The sequence below is a fragment of the Scytonema millei VB511283 genome (genome assembly GCF_000817735.3).
In the GTDB taxonomy this organism is placed as follows: domain Bacteria; phylum Cyanobacteriota; class Cyanobacteriia; order Cyanobacteriales; family Chroococcidiopsidaceae; genus Chroococcidiopsis; species Chroococcidiopsis millei_B.
Genome location: NZ_JTJC03000001.1, coordinates 1045070 through 1063891 on the forward strand (window position 1 = coordinate 1045070; position 18822 = coordinate 1063891).

An 18822-nucleotide genomic window follows, 5' to 3' on the forward strand; every position below is an offset into this window, starting at 1 on the left:
AGCCTCAGAATAGAATTCTGAGGGCATGGTGCTAAAGCTCAATCCCAGAAGTCAAGACAACGAGGGTGAATATTCTACAGATGAATATTTAATGCCTGCTTGTTTAAACCTGCGTAAGGCTTCGCCCAAGCGATCGCATTCTAAAATTAAACTAATCCGCACGTATCCTTCTCCCCCGACACCGAAAGCATTTCCAGGGGTGACAACAACTCCAGTTTGCTGTAATACTGATAAAGCAAAATCTGTAGAACCCATCCCAGGGGGACAGGGAATCCACAGATACATTGTCGCTTTAGTTTTGGGAATATTCCAACCGAGTTCGGCTAATCCTTGAATTAGAAAATCGCGGCGGCGAAGATAGCGTTCTTGGACTTGATGTAAATATTCATCTGGAAGTTGCAAAGCTGTCTCTGCGGCTGTTTGCAACGCGGCAAAAATGCCATAATCTAAGTTGGTTTTTAACGTCCGCAAACCTTGAATAATTTGGCTATTTCCTACCACAAATCCCACGCGCCAACCTGCCATATTGTAGGTTTTAGACATGGTGTGAAATTCTACGCCAATATCTTTTGCCCCTGGTATTTCTAATAAGCTGGTAGGTTGATAACCATCAAAAGCTAATTCGGCATAACACAAGTCATGCACTAATAAAATCTCGTATTTACGGGCAAAGGCAACAATTTCTTCAAAAAATTCGCGAGGAGCTGTGGCAGCGGTGGGGTTGCTGGGATAGTTAAAATAGAGAATTTTAGCTTTTTCGGCTACGGCATCGGGAATTGTAGAGAGATCGATCAACCAGTCATGTTCTGGTTTGAGAATGAGGCTGTAAATTTCTCCACCAGCAATAACGGGACCGCGAAAATGGACGGGATAGGAGGGTGAAGGAACTAATACGACATCGCCAGGGTTAATATAGGCGATCGCCAAGTGTCCTAATCCTTCTTTAGAACCGAGTAGCGGTAAGGCTTCACTATCAGGATCGAGATTCACACCATAGCGACGATGATACCAATTTGTAATTGCCCGTCGAAAACTTGCCGTACCTTCAAACGGGGGATAGCCGTGGTTGGCAGGGTTTTTTAATGCGGCGATCGCCGCATCGATCACAGGTTGAGGTGCTGCGCCGTCTGGGTTTCCCATCCCCAGATCGATTAAATCTATCCCCTGTTCTCTAGCCTTGGCTTTTAATTCATCTAACCGAGCAAATACATACTGTGGTAACGCCCGCACGCGATCCGCCGGACTAATCCAATCCAAGCTCATTGAGCTACCTCTTCGTTGACGAGATTTGTAGTGATGGGGTTGATACTACTGTTAGCTGGAGCTGTGGTAGAAACCATCGCCGCCATCAATTGTTCTGTAACAACTTTAAAGGGTAGCCGATGAATGTCAGATTTGGGATTTAAAGCGATTTCTGCTGCTTGTTTGAGTTGGGTAATCGTAATATCTTCCAGCCCCAAGTCTGCAAGAGTTTGGGGTAGTCCGATTTCGGTATAAAACTTAATTAACTGTTGTCGTGCGGTGGCTGCGAGTTGGTTGCCCTGCACCATTTCTTCTAAGCGCAACTGGACTAAGATGCCGTAACTAACTTTTTCGCCGTGGATGCTGCTGTGAATCGGCAGGTGAGTTAAGCCATTGTGGACGGCATGAGCGGCTACAGTACGACATTGAGCGCCCCCTAAGCCACCAATGACTCCTGCGAGTAAGACTGTAGCATCAACAACTTCCCGCCAAACTTCGCTACCTGGTGCTTGTAAAGCAGCAGCGGATTTTTGAAATAAAATATCGCGCAGTACCCTAGCTTGTTGCACGGCAGCAATAATTAAAGTTTGCTCCGAGTGTCCGCTACTCACAGAAGCTTCGTACCACTTGGCGATCGCATCTCCAATTCCTGCAACTAAGGTATGTCTGGGAGCAGTTTGCACCAAATCGTAATCTAGGATGAGTAAATTAGGGCAATTCGGCAGGTTTACGTCATATAAAAACGCTCCGTCTTCCGAATAGACGTTAGAAAGAGCCGTCCAAGCCGCACAGGTAGCCGCCGAAGTCGGAATCGTGACAATAGGTAACTCACCGCACTGATACGCCAACAATTTCGCCGCATCTAACGCTTTACCACCACCAACACCAATAATCAGATCGGCTTTGTGTGCTGCTACCGCTTGCTTTAACGCCGCTAAACTCGCCTCGCTGCAATCTCTACCGTAGCTTGCTTGAGTAAATTTTAATTTTTGCTCTGACAATACGGCTTGTAACCGAGGTTGGACGGCAACAAGAGAGCGATCGCCACCTACAATTAAGGGACGATGACCTAAACGCGCGATCGCGCTTCCGGCTGTTTCTAAAGCTTGCGGGGCGCGGATTACCTGTGCTGGAGCTACGGACAGACAAAGCATCTTACTAGTATTTGGTGATTGAATATATAGTATAAGCGAGCGATTGTTGTTGGTTGACGGTAGACGCTACGCTACACTGCGTGAAGACAGCTGACGGTTGACGGCTAACTGATAACTGGTTACTGATAACTGTTCACTGGTCACTGGTCACTGGTAACTGTTTTAAGCTTTCGGGATCGATCTTAATTTCCATTGCATTGTCAGTGCGGCTGGAGAGCGATCGCTCGATTTGTCCCAAGTAGAGGGGTTTGGTAACTCCTGGTTCTGGATGCAGATTTGTCCTGACTCTAATCGTCAGTTTATCGTCCTGTCTGCCTAAGCGACCGTAGGAGAATAAATCGCTGGCGGCTTGTTGCATTGTTGCTTCTAGCGCTTGGCTATCAATGGTAGGCGGTACGGCAATTACAGTTTGCGTCCCGCCGTTGTCGAAGACTAAAGAGTAGCGGACTGCGCCTGGAATGAGCGTGCGGGTAAATGGTACTAAGCCAAGGGCAAACAATCCACCCGTGAGTACGCCTAAAAAGCCAGTAATCCCGACGAGGCGAAATCGAATTCCCCATTTAAGCAGAAAACCCAGGACGGTTATCGCCGCCAAAGCTAGGGTGGTTATTCCTACCCACCCAGAAGCGTTGAGAAAATCAGTTGTAGTTGGCATTGTGAAATCAAATTGTGAGATTGATTACTCGTTTTCGTTACTGATAAATCCTTCAGGCACTTGCTCGTTGGTTGATTCCAAGGCTGCTTTGAGGGTATGCCAGGTGAGATTAGCACATTTGATCCGCACGGGAAACTGAGCGACTCCTGCCATCACGTTGAGTTTGCGCTGTTCTTTGGGAAACTCGTCTTCCCCTTTCATCATCCGTTGGAAGCGCTGCACCATCTCTAATGCGACGCTGACAGGCTTACCGCGCAAAACATCTGCCATTAAGTCAGCCGATGCCATCGCGATCGCGCAACCTTCACCATCAAATTTTACATCTGCGATCGTATCGCCCGCTTCATTCAGTTGCACCGTTAATTCAATCGTATCCCCACAAGAAGGATTATGTCCCCGTTGATACCGATGCACGGGATCGGTTTTTCCTTTGTGGCGAGGTTTTTTATAGTGTTCTAAAATTACCTGCTGGTACAGGTCGCGGACATTACCCAAAGTCATAACTGCATTTGCGATCGGGTTTATTTACCTACTTCCATCCTATCAGGGTATTTCAGGTGCGATCGGGTCGTTTTGACGTACTCTACCAATTCGGGAAAAAAGGATTGAAAACTGCGATCCAATTCCTGATAATGAGCTGTTAATTCTTCAATACCACTAGCTAAAATCTCTCTTTGCCTGTTGACGCGATGAGCCATTCGGTTGAGCGTCACCTCAATTCCACTAATATATTGATATTTACTTAACCAATCTTGTTGAATCATTTGTGGTAATGCACATTTGAGACGATCGGGTAAAGTTGATTGATGTTGTGATAGTATCGCATATACTTTTTGGCTAAAATCATCGAGCGTTATCGAACTATAATTCTGCCAATCTCTAGCTAAAAAATGGTCGTAGAATACATCTATCAAAATACCTGCAAATCTTCTTCTCGCTACAGAAATTAGTTGTTTAGATTCTTTTACTATTGGGTGCGAATCTGTATAGGCATCGACTTTCCGATGCAATTCTATTCCTTGCTGAATTGCGATCGAATATCGTTCTTTGCTTACCCCTTGAAGAAAATCACCTAAAAGATTACCTATAATCGATTCTGGGCGATCGTCAGCTAAAAATAGGTGCGCCAAATAATTCATTTCTCAGCTTGTCTCTGCTTGACGACTTGCTCGATTTTGTCTTGGATAGCTTGACTTGCGGGGCTAATTTCTACAGCCGGAATTTGCCACAATTTAGTAATTAACCATTCAGGAACCGGACTAATTACCATATGACATTTACCACATAGGGTAATTAAATTTGCCAGATCGTTTGTTCCGCCTTGACTTCTCGGCAGAATATGGTGTACTTGTCCGCTATGTTCTTTCCCGCAAACTTGACATATACGGTTGTCTCGCCGCAATACTTCTTGTCTAATTTTTTGCCATTCTGACATACATTACATATATTTCTTATCTCTAAATCGGTAAGTCAGCGCGGGGATTGAAGGTTTCAATTTGACGAATCTTCTCGTATAAATCTCGTTCTTCAGGACTAATATTTCTGGGAACGACGATTTGAATCTCAACAATTTGATCGCCTCTTTCACCATCAGCGTCGGGATAACCTTTCTTTGCCAGTCGCAATCTTTGCCCAGTGCGCACGCCTGGAGGTAAATTCATTTGTACCAAACCATCTAAAGTTGGTACTTCTACCGCACCCCCTAAAATTGCCTCGACAGGAGTAATTGGTAACTGAATCGCAATATCGTTACCTTCTAACTTGAAATACGGATGAGGGGGAACGGTGATTTTCAAATAAAGATCGCCGCCGCCAATTCCTTGTTCTCGCAGGCGAACGATCTGTCCGGTATACATTCCAGGTGGCATGTTGACTTCTAGCGATCGCCCGTCTTCTTGGAGGCGAACGCGCTCTAGCCCGCCTTCATATGCCCGTTCTAAGGGTATAGTTAACTTAGCCTCAATATCGCGCCGCGTAGTACGGGCATTAACTGTATAAGCTGCTTTAGTCGTCCCAGGACGAAACGGATCGCGGGGTGCTGTTGTCACTGGTTCGTCATCGGCTGTTGCAGTCCTGGCTTGTTTGCGCCGTCCCAAGACTTGATCGACAAAATTATTAAAGTCGGGAAATGCGCCATAATCGACTTTATTGCCATTACCGCGACTATCGCCAGTCTTAGCGCGGGAAGTTTGCTTGCTCCAGAAACCAGGCTGATTCCAATACTTAGTATATTGGTCGTATTCTGCCCGTCGAGTTGGGTCAGAAAGGACTTCGTAAGCTTCGCCAATTGCCTTAAATTTTTCCTCTGCCTCTTTATTTCCTGGGTTTAAGTCAGGATGATATTGTCTGGCTAAGCGCCGGAAAACCTTTTTAATCTCCTCGTTGCTTGTCTCTCTGGAGACTCCCAACACTTCATAGTAATCGCGAAAGTTACGCAAATCTTGCATAGTTTAGCTATCCGCTTGCAGCTTTTGGCTGTTAGCTTTTATAAGTTACCGTTTAACGTTTTCTTGTTTAGTTCTAGCAATCAACGTGCCAATTTAGCTAAAAGAGAGTGGTGCGTGGTTAGTTGTGTCTCCTATCTTCTGATAACTGATAACTGATAACTGTTAACTGTTATAGCCAATCATCGTCATCATCCCAATTGTCTCGGTATGTGGGACGCTTACGACTGCTGGGCTTATCTCCGCCGTAATACGGGGAACGATCGCGGCTATAGTCTTCTCTACCATAGTCGTAGTAGTCGCGATCGCGATCGCGATAGTTGTCTCGGCGGGGTATGTCAAAGTAATCATCGTCATCACCCGTAAAGATGCGCTTGATTGAGTCAAATAAGCCTTCTTCCTCATCCTCACCATAGTATTCGCGGATCTCGCGTTTTAACTCGTAGATGGCATCTTGCAGTTCGACAAATAATTGGTCGATGCCGCGATCGTTATTTTCCTCTAAATTTGCCCGCAGTTCGCGGACTAAACTTTCGATCCGCTGGCGCTGACTCCGCGCAAATTGCATTCCGAAGTCTAACGCGACTTCCTTCAATTGTCGTTCTGCTTCGACTGTCAAAGACTCTGCCCGCGTCCGCTTTTCTACTCGTTCTTTGCGCTGGCGGTCGATATCGGCATATTGTTCTGCATCGCGAATTGCCCGTTGAATTTCTCCCTCGCTGAGGGTAGAAGCCCCTTGGACGGTGATACTTTGTTCTCTACCAGTAGTGCGATCGAGTGCCGTTACCTGTAAAATTCCATTAGCATCGACATCTAGCGACACTTGAATTTGGGGAATTCCCCTCGGTGCAGGTGGAATCCCCGTTAGCTTGAATCGTCCCAGAGATTTGTTATCAGCTGCCATTTCCCGTTCGCCCTGGACGACGTGAATTTCTACAACAGTTTGATTGTTTTCGGCAGTAGAAAAGATATCGGAACGACGCACGGGAATTGTCGTGTTGCGCGGGATCAGTTTTTTCATCACGCCGCTGACACTTTCCAATCCCAGCGATAAAGGCGTGACATCCAATAGCAACACATCTTTCATCTCGCCGCCCAATATGCTGCCTTGAATTGCTGCCCCAACAGCCACAACTTCATCGGGATTGACATTTTGATTCGGTTCTCTGCCAATGAGCGCTTCTACAAGTGCTTGTACCATTGGCATTCGCGTCCCTCCACCGACAAGGACAACCTCATCAATATCTGCGGGTCGCAGGTTAGCATCCGTCAGCGCCCGTTTGACAGGAACGCGCAACCGTCCTAGCAAGTCAGAACACAAGCCTTCAAATTGAGAACGGGTGAGTCTTGTTTCTAAGTGCTTGGGACCCTCATCTGTAGCAGCGATGAAGGGGAGGTTGATGTCGGTTACCGTCACGCCAGATAATTCAATTTTTGCCCGTTCTGCTGCTTCCATCAAGCGCTGTAGAGAGGAGCGATCGCGTCTTAAGTCTACCCCTTCTGTCTCTAAAAATTGCTCTGCTAGCCAATCGACAATCTTTTTGTCAAAATCGTTACCACCTAGTTGTGTATCTCCACTAGTAGCTTTAACTTCAAATACACCATCGCCTACATCTAAAACTGACACGTCAAACGTACCACCACCTAAGTCAAATACTAAAATCGTTTGGCTTTCCTGACGGTCTAATCCGTAAGCCAAGGATGCAGCAGTGGGTTCGTTTAAAATCCGCAAGACTTCTAGTCCGGCAATTCTACCCGCATCCCGCGTGGCTTGGCGTTGGGAGTCGTTGAAATAAGCTGGAACGGTAATGACTGCTTTGGTGACGGGTTCCCCTAAATACTTGCTGGCATCTTCCACCAACTTTTTTAGCACCATTGCCGAGACTTCTTCGGGAACGAATTCTTTATTCAGTCGCGGGCAGTCGATTTTGATATTACCAGCTTCGCCTTTGCGAATTGTATAAGCAACCCGCTTCGATTCAGGGCTGAGTTCGTTATAATTGCGACCGATGAAACGCTTAACCGAGTAAAATGTATTTTTGGGGTTGAGGACAGCTTGTCGTCGCGCCATTTGTCCGACTACAACTTCCCCTTCACGACTGACACTAACCACGGAGGGAGTAGTCCGCATTCCTTCTGCATTGGCGATCGCCACAGGTTTACCACCCTCCATCACCGCTATGACTGAGTTCGTTGTCCCTAAGTCGATGCCGACTACCTTGCCCATGCGCGATCGTTCTCCTAATTTGTCTCAATATAATAATATGTTGAGAACTTTTGCTGGATTTATTGTATCTTGCTGGCAACAGATATAGGAGCTAGGGAGCAGGGAGCAGAGAGCAGGGAGCAGAGGAGCAGAGGAGCAGAGGAGCAGAGGAGCAGAGGGGCAGAGGGGCAGAGGAGAAATCCAAAATCCAGAATTTCCCTACACCCCACACCCCACACCCCACACCCCATTCATCACGCACCACGCACCACTCTTTTCCAACTTCTGACTTCTTCATGACACATTTATGTCACATCTGTTGCTTATCCTAGATATTTGTAGTGTTAGCAATTGATGATTTTTGCCATTGCCAGGTTTTCCCTCTTGAGAGGGAGCCGCTTTGCAACTAGAAAAGTTTAAATAACTTAACAATTATCTGAGTTATGGCTGTAAAAAATTATAGTCTCAGCCATACTCAAGTTATAGAAACTAGCTCATATATTTGAATTGCCACGGCAAAAGCAAAAATAAGAATTTTTTTATGGGAGCTTTCCATCTATTTAAAGCAATTGCGTTGAGTGCTGTTGTACTCAGTGCTACAGCAGGCTGTGGCATTTTACCGAAAGAAGCAGCTGACGCTCAATCTCAGAGCAGGGCAGCAAGACAACAGCAACCACCAGCAGTAGAAGTGGCGATCGCCAGTACCGGAAAAATTCGCACGGAACCGGAGTATACAGGGACGACTCTACCACTGCAAGAAGTCTCGCTGAGGGCGCAAGTCGAAGGGCGGATATTAAAACTCTTAGTCGATGTGGGCGATCGCGTCAAACAAGGTCAAGTCCTCGCCCAGCAAGATAATACTATATTGCGCACGGCGCTGAACCAAGAACAAGCAGAATTAGCAGCCCTCAAAGCAGAAGTTGCTAGAGCTAGAAATCAAGTCAGTAATGCCAAAGCTAGGGTAGAACAGGCACGCCTGGAATTTCTCCAAGCACAGTCAGACTCCCAACGCCAACAGCAATTAGTCGAACAGGGTGCAGTTGCCGAACAAGCTGCCGAACAAGCCCGGACTAACGCTCAAAGTGCTGCCAAAGTGTTAAAAGCTACTGAAGAAGAAGTCCGTACCGAAGAACAAGCGGTAGCAGCAGCTAGCGATCGCGTCAACGCTCAACAAGCGGCGATCGCTCAAGCCCAAGAACAATTATCCTACGCCAATATCCGTTCTCCCATAAATGGTGTAGTCACGCAAAAAGTCACGGAAGAAGGCAATTTTCTGCAAGCTAACGGCGAAGTGCTGCGTTTAGGAGACTTTCGCCGCGTCAAGGTGAATGTAGAAATCTCAGAATTAGCCTTGGCAAATCTGCGCGTCGGACAGACGGTGAGGGTGAGACTAGATGCTTTCCCTAACCAGACTTTTACGGGAAAAATCAGTCGAATTTCTCCAGCAGCCGATCGCACGGCAAGACTAGTTCCCATAGAAGTCATCATTCCCAACGGCAATGGACGGATCGGCAGTGGATTGTTAGCACGGGTGAGTTTTGAAAGTAACGCCGCTTCTAGGGTGGTGGTTCCTGAGACGGCTGTTGCTCAACTAGGAGCGAGGAGTGAGGAGCGAGGAGCGAGGGCAAAGGAGGGAGACAATTCCCGACTCCCGACTCCCGACTCCCGGCTCCCGAATACAGCGACGGTATTTGTCTTGAATGGAGAAAAAGTAGCAGCGCGATCGGTGAAATTGGGGGAAAGGGTAGATGGTAGAGTCGAAATCTTATCTGGGTTGCAACCAGGGGAAAGGTTTGTGGCGAGAAGTGGTAGACCGTTGAAAAATGGTGAAACCGTGCGACTGTCGGTCTTATCGGAAACACAGCAACAGGAATCGTAGGGGCGAGTTTAGCAAACAAGTTGACAGCATCAACCGTAAATCTTGGCTAAAACCCGCCCACGCTTGAATTTGTCGATACAGAGTATAGGTAATGCAGCCGCCAACATCGGGATTTAGTATCAGCGCCATTTCGATCCGACGACACATCGCCACACTGATGTTAACTGTAGCCGCGATCGTCCTGGGTATCTTTTTTTTGACGACTCTGCAAGTCGATCTCTTACCTGCGATTACCTATCCTCGCATCGGCGTGCGGCTAGATGTTCCCGGAGTATCGCCAGAAGTTGCAGTTGACGAAATTACTCGACCGCTAGAAGAAGCTTTAGCAGCTACAGAAGGCGTAGTCCAGGTCTATTCCCAAACTCGCGAAGGACAAGTCAGTATCGATCTGTTCTTTCAGCCTGGTGGGAATATCGATCAAGCCTTAAATGACGCTACTGCTGCTTTTAACCGAGGTCGAGGTGGATTGCCCGACAATTTAAATATCCAAGAACCCCGATTATTCAAAGTCGATCCTTCGCAATCGCCAATTTACGAATTTGGGTTGACCTCTCCGACACTTAAGCCTGTAGATCTGCGCGTCTTTGCCGATGAAGAACTGGGGCGCGAATTAAGCGTCGTCCCAGGAGTAGCAGCTGTAGATGTGTCCGGTGGCGTGCAGGAAGAAGTAAGAATTAATATCGATTTAGATCGCCTTCAAGCTGTGGGTGTGGGTTTAACTGACGTATTGGAAGAACTGACAACCCGCAACCAAGATATTGCTGGGGGTCGCATTTTGGGAGAGTCCGAACCCTTGACGCGGACTCGCGGTAGATTTCAAACATCTCAGGAAATTCGCAACTTATCCTTTGAAGCCGCTACCTTTGAGGAAAATAACTCCACACCAGGGGTAGCGCGGCGCGTTTACCTGCGGGACTTTGCCGAAGTCATAGACGGGACGGAAGATCAAAGGGTTTTTGCTTTCCTGAACAAAACCCCAGCGGTCAAACTTAGCGTCCAAAAGCAACCAGAAGCCAATACGATCGCAGTGGTTGATGGGGTCAAGCGTCGGATTGAATCTCTGCGGCAATCGGGCTTAATTCCCGCCGATGCGGTCATAACTCCCACGTTAGATGAGTCAGTTTTCATTCAAAACTCAATTTCTAACGTTACCAGTTCGGGGTTAATTGGCGCGGGACTCGCCGCGATCGCAGTTCTACTTTTTCTCGGTTCGCTACGTCAAACCATCATTATCGTTCTTGCCATTCCCCTAGCGACCTGCGCTGCAATTATCTTGATGGGGTTATTCGGTCTTTCCCTCAACGTCTTCAGCTTAGGCGGACTTGCCCTCGGCGTTGGCATCGTCGTCGATAACTCCATCGTCATGTTGGAGAATATTGTCGAAGGAGTTAGGGCGCACAGCCGTGCGCCCCTACCAACAACCTCCATAATCGATCGCGCCGAAAGCAGCAGCCGTGAGGTAGAATCTGCCTTGGTTGCTTCTACCAGTACTAACTTGGTGGCGGTGCTGCCGTTTTTGCTGATTGGCGGTCTGTTTTCTCTCCTATTTAGGGAGTTAATTCTGACTATCAGCTTTGCCGTTGCCGCGTCAATTCTGGTCGCTGTCACGGTCGTACCCATGATGACATCAAGACTCATGGGAATAAAGCGATCGAGTGGAATTGGGAAATTTTGGTTGTTGCGAGAATTCGATCGCAAATTTGAGGCTGCAACTCGTAGCTATGGTAACTTCTTAAATCGGCTGTTGCGCTGGCGGTTTATTATTGTCTTGCTGGCTTTTCTCATCCTGGGTGGTGGTAGTGTGTGGATGGCAGGACAAATTCCGCAGGAAATTCTGCCTCGCATTGATACTGGACAAGCGAGATTATTCGTGCAGTTTCCTCCTGGTACGGCGTTGGCAACGAACCGCAAGGTGATGGAAATTGTAGACGACATTTTACTCAAACAGCCAGAAACCGAATATATCTTTTCGACTGCGGGTGGCTTTTTGTTTGGCAATAATACCAGTGAAAATCCTCTGCGTGGCAGCAGTAATATTACTCTTAAACCAGGTACTAACGTAGAAGCATATGTCACTAAGGTAAGCCAGGAATTCGATCGCCTCAACTTAGTGGAAACAACGATCCGCTTGCGACCGGGAGAAGTGCGAGGTTTAATCTTAAATAATTCTCCCGTACGGGGGGCAGAGTTGGATGTCATCCTTCAGGGTTCGGACACAGAAGAACTGAATCGCGCCGGACAGCAAGTTCTCCAAGCTTTAGAACAGCAGGCAAAATTAGCAAGTTTTCGACCCGATGCCACTCCCAGACAACCGGAAGTCCAGATTCGTCCTGACTGGGAACGAGTCGCAGAATTCGGCTTGACAACTCAAGAAATTGGCGAGACAATCCAAACTGCGCTCGAAGGTTCCATACCAACGCAACTACAAAGAGGCGATCGCTTAGTTGATATTCGCGTCCAATTGAATGAAACTACAATCCAGCGTCCTTCTCAACTCGCCAGTCTTCCCTTATTTATTGAAGGAAATCGGCAAATTCGCCTTGGTGATGTTGCCCAAATTGAAATCGGTCAAGCACCAGGAGAAGTGCAGCGAATCGACCAACGACAAGTATTTATCATAGCCGGAACCCTAGCAGAGGGAGCGAATTTAGGGCAAGCGCTAGCTGAAGTTAACAACGTGATGCAAAGTATAGACTTACCGCAGGGAGTCAACGTCATCCCGAGTTCGGCGGCGCAGTCCAATCAACAGTTACAAAACTCGTTAAAGCTTTTAGGAGGTTTGGCTGCTTTTCTCGTATTTGTCGTGATGGCAGTGCAGTATAACTCTTTAATCGATCCTTTCGTCATCATGTTTACCGTCCCGCTAGCTCTAGCTGGAGGTATTTTCGGACTCTACATCACCCAGACGGCAATTGGGGCTACGGTTTTGGTAGGTGCGGTGTTATTGGTGGGGATTGTGGTCAATAACGCAATTATTATGGTAGAACTGGCAAATCAAATTCGAGAACGGGAGGGTTGTTCTCGTTGGCTGGCAATTCAACAAGCTGCGCCGCAACGCTTGCGTCCGATCTTGATGACGACAATTACGACTGTATTGGGAATGCTTCCCCTGGCTATGGGTATCGGTCAAGGTTCGGAATTTCTCCAACCTTTAGGAATTGTGGTATTTTCAGGATTAGCTTTAGCAACGTTGCTCACTCTATTTATCATTCCCTGCTTCTACGTCATGCTACATGACATTGGCTGGGGTTGGGCAACGCCAATCTGGAAATCTGTTAGCGTTGTGCCGGAAAAATTTCTGCATCGTAAGCGCTATAAAGATAAACGCTGGTAAGTCATGCATTCGTAGGGGCGGGTTTACCAAAAATCTTTGACTTCAACAAACGATCTGGTGAACCCGCCCGTACAAAAGTAAGTAGGGTGGGCATTGCCCACCATTAAATAGCAATAATTTCTGAATATAATTAAACTGCTATATGCCAACAAATTCTTTGTTTACAGGTCGCGTAGCAGTCATTGCTACTATGCACGAGAAAGAAAAAGCGATCGCACCCATTTTAGAATCAGAATTGGGAGTACAATGTATAGTTCCAAATGGCTTTAATACGGATATTTTTGGTACGTTTACTCGCGATATTGCCCGACCAGCAGACCAAATTGCTACGGCTAAACTCAAAGCTAAAAAAGCTTTAGAAATTACGGGTGAAACAATTGCGATCGCCAGTGAAGGTTCTTTTGCACCTCATCCCGATTTGCCTTTTATTGCGTCGAATCGAGAAATAGTCGTTCTCGTCGATACGCTAAATCAGTTAGAAATTGTTGGTCAGGAAATCTCTACAGAAACTAATTTTAATAGTCAATCGGTTAGAACTGTTGAAGCAGCCGAATCTTTTGCTCGTAAAATTGGTTTTCCTTCTCATGGTTTAGTTGTCATGCTCAGTGCTGACTCGTCAGAACGAGAAGAGATTTTTAAAGGTATCAATACAGAAGATAAATTAAGAAAAATTGTGACTTTTGCTTTAAGCAAATCTTCAACAGGCAAAGTACATATAGAAACAGATATGCGGGCGCTATATAACCCCACTAGAATGCAAAATATTGCTAAAGCTACTAAAAATTTAATTCAAAAAATTCATCAAATATGTCCTAATTGTGGTTGTCCTGGCTTTGATGCGATCGCCCAACGTCGCGGCTTACCCTGTGGATTATGCAATCTTCCCACATCTGCAATCCGCTCGGTAGTCTATCAGTGTCAGAAATGCAGTTTTCAACAAGAAAAACTATTTCCGCATGGTGTGAAAGTAGCCGATCCAGCTCAATGTATGTATTGCAATCCTTAGTTGAAAGTCAAAAGTTAAAACTCAAAAGTCAAAAATTGAAAGTTTAAAGTTAAAGATTAAATATTGTTAGGTTAAATTGTCAGTCACTTTTGGTAACAAAATCTTACAAAGAAGTCATCAAATTTTACAAAAATCTAACTTAAGGTAGAAGAAAACACAATATAAACTTTTCTAATGGGAATAAGGTAACATATATTCTTATCTACTTCGATCGCTTGCAGCCTCATTTCTGGACAGGGCAGCTATCTCTGTCTTGCTCGTGTCATTCAATTTTGCCTTGCGACTTGTGACTTGAGTATGCGATTACTGTTTCTCTTACCCTTAACAACTAGTCTGATCTCTGGGTATCTTTGCAAAAAATCTGCTGATGAGATGGCTTACCTAACAGGAACGGCTACAATCGTCAGCCTGATTTTGGCTTTGATTTTAGCTCCTTGGCAGATCCAATTATTAATCCTGTGTGTAACAATCTTCGGCACAAAAAAATTACTTTTAAAAAATCTATCTAAAGGCGAGTCTAATTCAGTCGCCCAAAGCATAACCCAGAGCGATCGCCCTCAGATAGTAATTCCTAGCAGCTCCAGCGAAAACGATGTCGTCGCAGAAGTGAAAGGAATGTATCGCGGTGCGCCTTGGTTATCGAGTCAGGAAAAAACACCTGCACCACACCCAAATCCCACTAACCTCAAATATCGCGGTGCGAGTGTTGTAAAACAAGAGAGTAGGGAGCAGGGAGCAGGGAGCAGTGACCAATGACCAATTATGTATAGTAATTTTAAATATATGTAAATTTTCAGGACGGGGAAATGAGATACTTACGCAGCAAAATAACTAGCAGTAGAAAATATCTGCAATCCTTAGTTTTCTCTTTGGGATTAGTTGTTCTCACTACATTAATGCTGCCATTTCCAGCGATCGCAACGAGTCTATATGAAATTCCTTCAGTTGCTCCAGGAGAGCGGACTTGGGTGATCGATCCGGCAAAAGCAATCAGTCCGGTTAATGAAGGTAAAATTGGTAGCGAGTTGGAAAAATTGGCAGAAACGACGGGAAATGAAGTTAGACTTGTCGCCATTCGCCGCCTCGACTATGGCGAGACTGCTCAATCTTTTACCGATAAATTATTCGAGCAGTGGTTTCCAACTCCAGAAGCGCAAGCCAATCAAACTCTAGTCGTACTAGACACCCTGAGCAGCGGGACTGGAATCCGCGTCGGAGATAAAGCTAAGTCGCTGCTGACAGATGACATCGCCAAAAGCGTGATGACTCAAACCATTTTGTATCCCCTGCGTGAAGGTGAAAAATACAATCAAGCGTTTCTCGATGCTAGCGATCGCCTCGTAGCTGTTTTATCTGGCGCACCCGATCCTGGCGCACCCGAACAGCTAGCAACTGATGTCGCTGTCGAAAGTACCTACAAAAACACCGAAGAGACAAAATCCAGCAACGCTACTATTTGGGTAATTGGCTTTCTTGTCGCTGCGACGATTATTCCAATGGTGACCTATTATTTTTATGTTCGATAGTTGACAGTTGTCAGTTGACGGTTGACAGTTAACAGCTAACGGGTGACTGTCAACTCTAATCCTGAACGTATTCTTGCCCGTTGACTAAAGCGATTTCGGCGCGGACAAATTCTCGTCCAAGATAAGCGGCGTGATCTAAGTAAGTCACGGGACAAGATTGTTCTTGCTCGAAAATTTCCACACAAATTTCTTTTGCTGTTCTACCCCGATAGAGTGTGGTGGAAGTTCGTTGGACTTTACCGCGTGCGGGAATAGGTTTACCCGTTTCAGGATCGACGGCTAAACCGCGATCGTCGATCGCATTGGTGTAATGCTTCGCACAAATTAACCCTGCTTCTCGATCCAGATAAATGATGAAATATCCGCCTGGGTCAAGGTCAATATGACGCTTAGAAAGTTTATCATCAATTGCCGTTAAGTCTTCTAGCGTCCGCTCCATGTTTCATCCCATCAATAACTATTTTTTGCCCTTAACTTAATTTTAAATCTTTCTTCTCTGTGTGGGTTTTGCCAAATATCACGCCATGTATGACTTATCTATTGCCCCCTTTTTAAGGGGGTTGGGGGATCGAAAAACTAAGTTACCTCCTCACAAGATCCCCCCTAGCCCCCCTTGACAAGGGGGGAAACAAAAGAAATTTGCACATTGCGATCTGCTTAAATCTCTAGGTTTTTGCCGCATAACTGTTTTAACAGCAAATATATTTCCTTGCCGTAGCGTGCTGGAGTAAATTGCTCGGTAGCCCATTGTTGACCGTTTTCGCCCATCTGTCTAGCCAAGTCTGGGCGATCGCAAATATGTTTAATTTTCTGCGCTAGCTCTCGCTCGTCTTCCGCAGTATATAACAACCCATTAAATCCATCGCGAATTAACTCTTGCGTACCACCACTCCTCGTACCGATTATTGGCTTACCTGCCCGCATCCCTTCGACAGTCACCCTGCCGAAAGCCTCGCACTTAGAGCATACAAGTACGACATCGGCACTCTGCATTAACGGAAAGGGATTGTCGGCGTAGCCATAAAACTTAATATATTGCTCTACTTGGTTTGAGGTTGCGATCGCCTCTAAATACTCTCGATACTGGAGATCGCCATCGCCAACGATTAATAGCTCTACTCTTACACCCGTACGTACTAGTTGGGCAACAGCGCGGATCGCGTCTTCCTGTCTCTTTCCCTCCACCAATGCACCCACAATAATGCATCTAAAATTTGTTGTCGGAGGTAAGGCGATCGCCTCGCCTGGAGTGACGTTAACTGCTTGATAAACCACTTTCAACTTTGCAGGCGCGATCCACTGCTCGTATTTTTGAGCTACAGCTTTAGAGTTTACGATACAAACCTGGGACAGCAAATTTACTAGTTTTAACGTAAGATTGCGACCGAGATCGAAAACTTGTCCGTGATCTTCGTAAACAAACTCGCGGATGTGCCACACATGGGGTTTTTTCAAGAGAAATGCGGCAAAAGCACCAACGCCTATAGCAACAGTATTCGTGTAGACTACATCGCACTGCCATGCTTTAATTTGAGCGGCGATCGCGAATGCTATACGGTAGCTTCGCTTTAGCTTCTGCCATCGATCGCGTAAGGGATAGTTTGTGGCTTCCAGCCAGCGTTCGTAGGGAATGACACGAATGGGGATATGGCGACGACTCAATTCGTCAAATAGTCGCCCTTGTGCGGGTAATAAAACAAAACACTCGACTCCCAACTTCTGAAGCGAGTCTATAGTTTCCAGCAGCGATCGCGGTCCTCCCCGCATATCCGTGCCTGGACAGGCAGCAATGAAGCATACCTTCATCATTTATCTTTATCTATCCTCAGTTACCACAGCCAGCGTAAACTTCAATTAACTCTTGAAAATGTTGTTCTAGCGATCGCACCGTTCGCGCCTCTTGCCAAAACTCGGTTAACAACTGCGGGTTCTCGCGAATCGTCGAGAGTTTCTGCTGAAAGTCGCCCTTTTTTCCTGGGTCGAAAATGAACGCCGGATGTCGCACGAACTCCTGTGCGCCGCCTCGATTCGAGCAAAGTACGGGTACGCGACAAGCTAAAAGCTCATAGGTGACTTGCGGTAAATTGTCTTCCCATAGTGGCGGGACGATTCCCAAGTGGATGCCATCTAAGATTTTAGGAATATTTTCGTGAGAGTAACCAGGATGGTAATTTAAACGGTGCAACGACTGAGCTAAAGAGAGCAACGGTCCTCTCTGCTGCATTGCCAGGTCTAACTCGGTGCGATCTGCAATTCTACTGGCGACAACGAGTTCTAACGTGCTTAATTCTACTGCTGACAGGCAACGTAATTCTTCTAATAAGAAGTAAAATCCTTTATCTTTTCGCGGTACTCCCATGTAAACGCACCGAAACGGCTGCCCTGGAGAGTATACTGCTGGGTTATGCGGCGGGACTGGAAACTGCGTAGCTTTACTACCTATATATTGCGTACTCAACCGTGCCGGATCGACTCCATAGTACCGATAAATTGCAGCGGTGCGATCGGAAACAGACAGCGCTACATCAACATAACGGTTAATGAGAGAAACAATTTCCTGCCGTCGAAATTGATATGCCTGAGCTTGCTGAGGCAGATTTGAACCTTTAAGTTCTAGCGATCTGAGTAGGGGCGATCGCGTTTGTACGACTAGCGGTCGTTGAATTTTGTAGAAAATAGCGACGAGTTTTTTTAACAAGTTTAAAGGGAGCGATCGTCCTTTCAAATCGAGCGAGTTGCCTAAAAATTCTAATCTCCTCATTGCCAATTCTCGCTCTGAATTTGGTGGTATAGGCAAACAGGCAAGGCAGGCTCGTCCGTCTAAATTATCGTCACAATGGCTCTGTTCTAACCTCCACAAATTGACCTGCGGACAAACAGCCCAATAATTATGCAAACTAAACACGACTTTAGCACCACTTTCTTTAGCTATTTTGAGGCAATTAGCAGTTATGCCCTCCAAATTATGAAAGTGAATCACAGAAAAAGGTGCTTGCGTGTCTAAAAACTCTTGAAAGCATTTTTCCAGAACGGGTTGTTTAACGTTGCCTAATGGATCGTCAAAAGCGAAGTGAGAAGGTGCAATAATTGGAGAATTAACGAGTGAAAAAGTGGATACTTGGGGATGATTTTGGTTGCGAATTGATTTGATATGAGGGCGTTTATTGAAGTAACTATAATCGGTTCCAGAATACAAAAAAGTGACGTGCCAGTTATCTTTTTGAGTTGTAAAGTCAATTAAATTTTTACAGTAAACAGATACACCTCCCCCAGGAGCAGGTTTCTGAAAGTAGGCAGCCCAGTTATAATGAAGTACTCTGTATGACATATTAAGTTTTCCCAATTGAAAACTGATAATTGAAAACCGACTATGTAG

At 46.0% G+C, this 18822-nt stretch carries 17 protein-coding genes; 6 read left to right on the top strand and 11 right to left on the bottom strand.

The features are described 5' to 3' along the window. Window positions 1-51: 51 nt before the first annotated feature. The 8 genes from QH73_RS04675 to dnaK form a co-directional block, all read right to left on the bottom strand. Window positions 52-1263 carry an aspartate aminotransferase gene (locus QH73_RS04675; RefSeq protein WP_039715425.1) on the bottom strand — a complete coding sequence of 404 codons (1212 nt, stop codon included), beginning with the start codon at window positions 1261-1263 and terminating at the stop codon, window positions 52-54. Beyond that, a complete protein-coding gene (locus tag QH73_RS04680) occupies window positions 1260-2396 on the bottom strand; it encodes an iron-containing alcohol dehydrogenase family protein (RefSeq protein ID WP_052290018.1) in 1137 nt (378 codons plus the stop codon). Before QH73_RS04680 ends, QH73_RS04675 begins: the two co-directional genes overlap by 4 nt. Window positions 2397-2529: 133 nt before the next feature. Further along, window positions 2530-3051: a Ycf51 family protein gene (locus QH73_RS04685; RefSeq protein ID WP_039715427.1), complete on the bottom strand. Its 522-nt coding sequence runs from the start codon at window positions 3049-3051 to the stop codon at window positions 2530-2532. Window positions 3052-3075: 24 nt separating this feature from the next. Then, window positions 3076-3552: a Fe-S cluster assembly sulfur transfer protein SufU gene (gene sufU / locus QH73_RS04690; RefSeq protein WP_015153367.1), complete on the bottom strand. Its 477-nt coding sequence runs from the start codon at window positions 3550-3552 to the stop codon at window positions 3076-3078. 20 nt (window positions 3553-3572) lie between these two features. Next, window positions 3573-4190 (bottom strand): acyl carrier protein phosphodiesterase, encoded by a 618-nt coding sequence (locus QH73_RS04695; protein WP_039715428.1) that lies wholly within the window; start codon window positions 4188-4190, stop codon window positions 3573-3575. Continuing rightward, window positions 4187-4486 carry an HNH endonuclease gene (locus tag QH73_RS04700; RefSeq protein WP_132866638.1) on the bottom strand — a complete coding sequence of 100 codons (300 nt, stop codon included), beginning with the start codon at window positions 4484-4486 and terminating at the stop codon, window positions 4187-4189. Before QH73_RS04700 ends, QH73_RS04695 begins: the two co-directional genes overlap by 4 nt. Before the next feature lie 22 nt (window positions 4487-4508). Beyond that, window positions 4509-5498, bottom strand: coding sequence for a DnaJ C-terminal domain-containing protein (locus QH73_RS04705; protein ID WP_039715429.1), 990 nt, complete (start codon window positions 5496-5498; stop codon window positions 4509-4511). A gap of 169 nt (window positions 5499-5667) precedes the next feature. After that, window positions 5668-7722, bottom strand: a complete 2055-nt coding sequence (dnaK, locus tag QH73_RS04710; RefSeq protein WP_039715430.1) for a molecular chaperone DnaK — start codon at window positions 7720-7722, stop codon at window positions 5668-5670. A 69-nt stretch (window positions 7723-7791) separates the two neighbouring features. Between dnaK and QH73_RS04715 the strand changes: the two genes are divergently transcribed. From QH73_RS04715 to psb32, 6 genes are all read left to right on the top strand, one after another. Next, window positions 7792-8001, top strand: coding sequence for a hypothetical protein (locus QH73_RS04715; RefSeq protein ID WP_132866641.1), 210 nt, complete (start codon window positions 7792-7794; stop codon window positions 7999-8001). A gap of 241 nt (window positions 8002-8242) precedes the next feature. Next, a complete protein-coding gene (locus QH73_RS04720; RefSeq protein WP_052290019.1) occupies window positions 8243-9580 on the top strand; it encodes an efflux RND transporter periplasmic adaptor subunit in 1338 nt (445 codons plus the stop codon). A gap of 91 nt (window positions 9581-9671) precedes the next feature. Continuing rightward, window positions 9672-12914, top strand: coding sequence for an efflux RND transporter permease subunit (locus QH73_RS04725; RefSeq protein ID WP_039715432.1), 3243 nt, complete (start codon window positions 9672-9674; stop codon window positions 12912-12914). 142 nt (window positions 12915-13056) lie between these two features. After that, window positions 13057-13920, top strand: a complete 864-nt coding sequence (locus tag QH73_RS04730; RefSeq protein WP_039715433.1) for a DUF6671 family protein — start codon at window positions 13057-13059, stop codon at window positions 13918-13920. A 372-nt stretch (window positions 13921-14292) separates the two neighbouring features. After that, the gene (locus QH73_RS27695; protein WP_063777333.1) at window positions 14293-14676 is read left to right on the top strand and encodes a DUF4278 domain-containing protein; all 384 of its coding nucleotides are present in this window, start codon (window positions 14293-14295) and stop codon (window positions 14674-14676) included. 140 nt (window positions 14677-14816) lie between these two features. Further along, entirely contained in the window at window positions 14817-15446 is a 630-nt protein-coding gene (psb32, locus tag QH73_RS04740) for a photosystem II repair protein Psb32 (RefSeq protein ID WP_374189008.1), read from the top strand. A gap of 55 nt (window positions 15447-15501) precedes the next feature. Here psb32 and QH73_RS04745 read toward each other — a convergent pair whose 3' ends face one another. From QH73_RS04745 to QH73_RS04755, 3 genes are all read right to left on the bottom strand, one after another. After that, entirely contained in the window at window positions 15502-15885 is a 384-nt protein-coding gene (locus QH73_RS04745) for a DUF4346 domain-containing protein (protein WP_039715435.1), read from the bottom strand. Window positions 15886-16103: 218 nt separating this feature from the next. Continuing rightward, window positions 16104-17255: a glycosyltransferase family 4 protein gene (locus QH73_RS04750; RefSeq protein WP_039715436.1), complete on the bottom strand. Its 1152-nt coding sequence runs from the start codon at window positions 17253-17255 to the stop codon at window positions 16104-16106. Window positions 17256-17271: 16 nt separating this feature from the next. After that, window positions 17272-18774, bottom strand: a complete 1503-nt coding sequence (locus QH73_RS04755; protein WP_039715437.1) for a glycosyltransferase — start codon at window positions 18772-18774, stop codon at window positions 17272-17274. Between the last annotated feature and the right edge of the window lie 48 nt (window positions 18775-18822).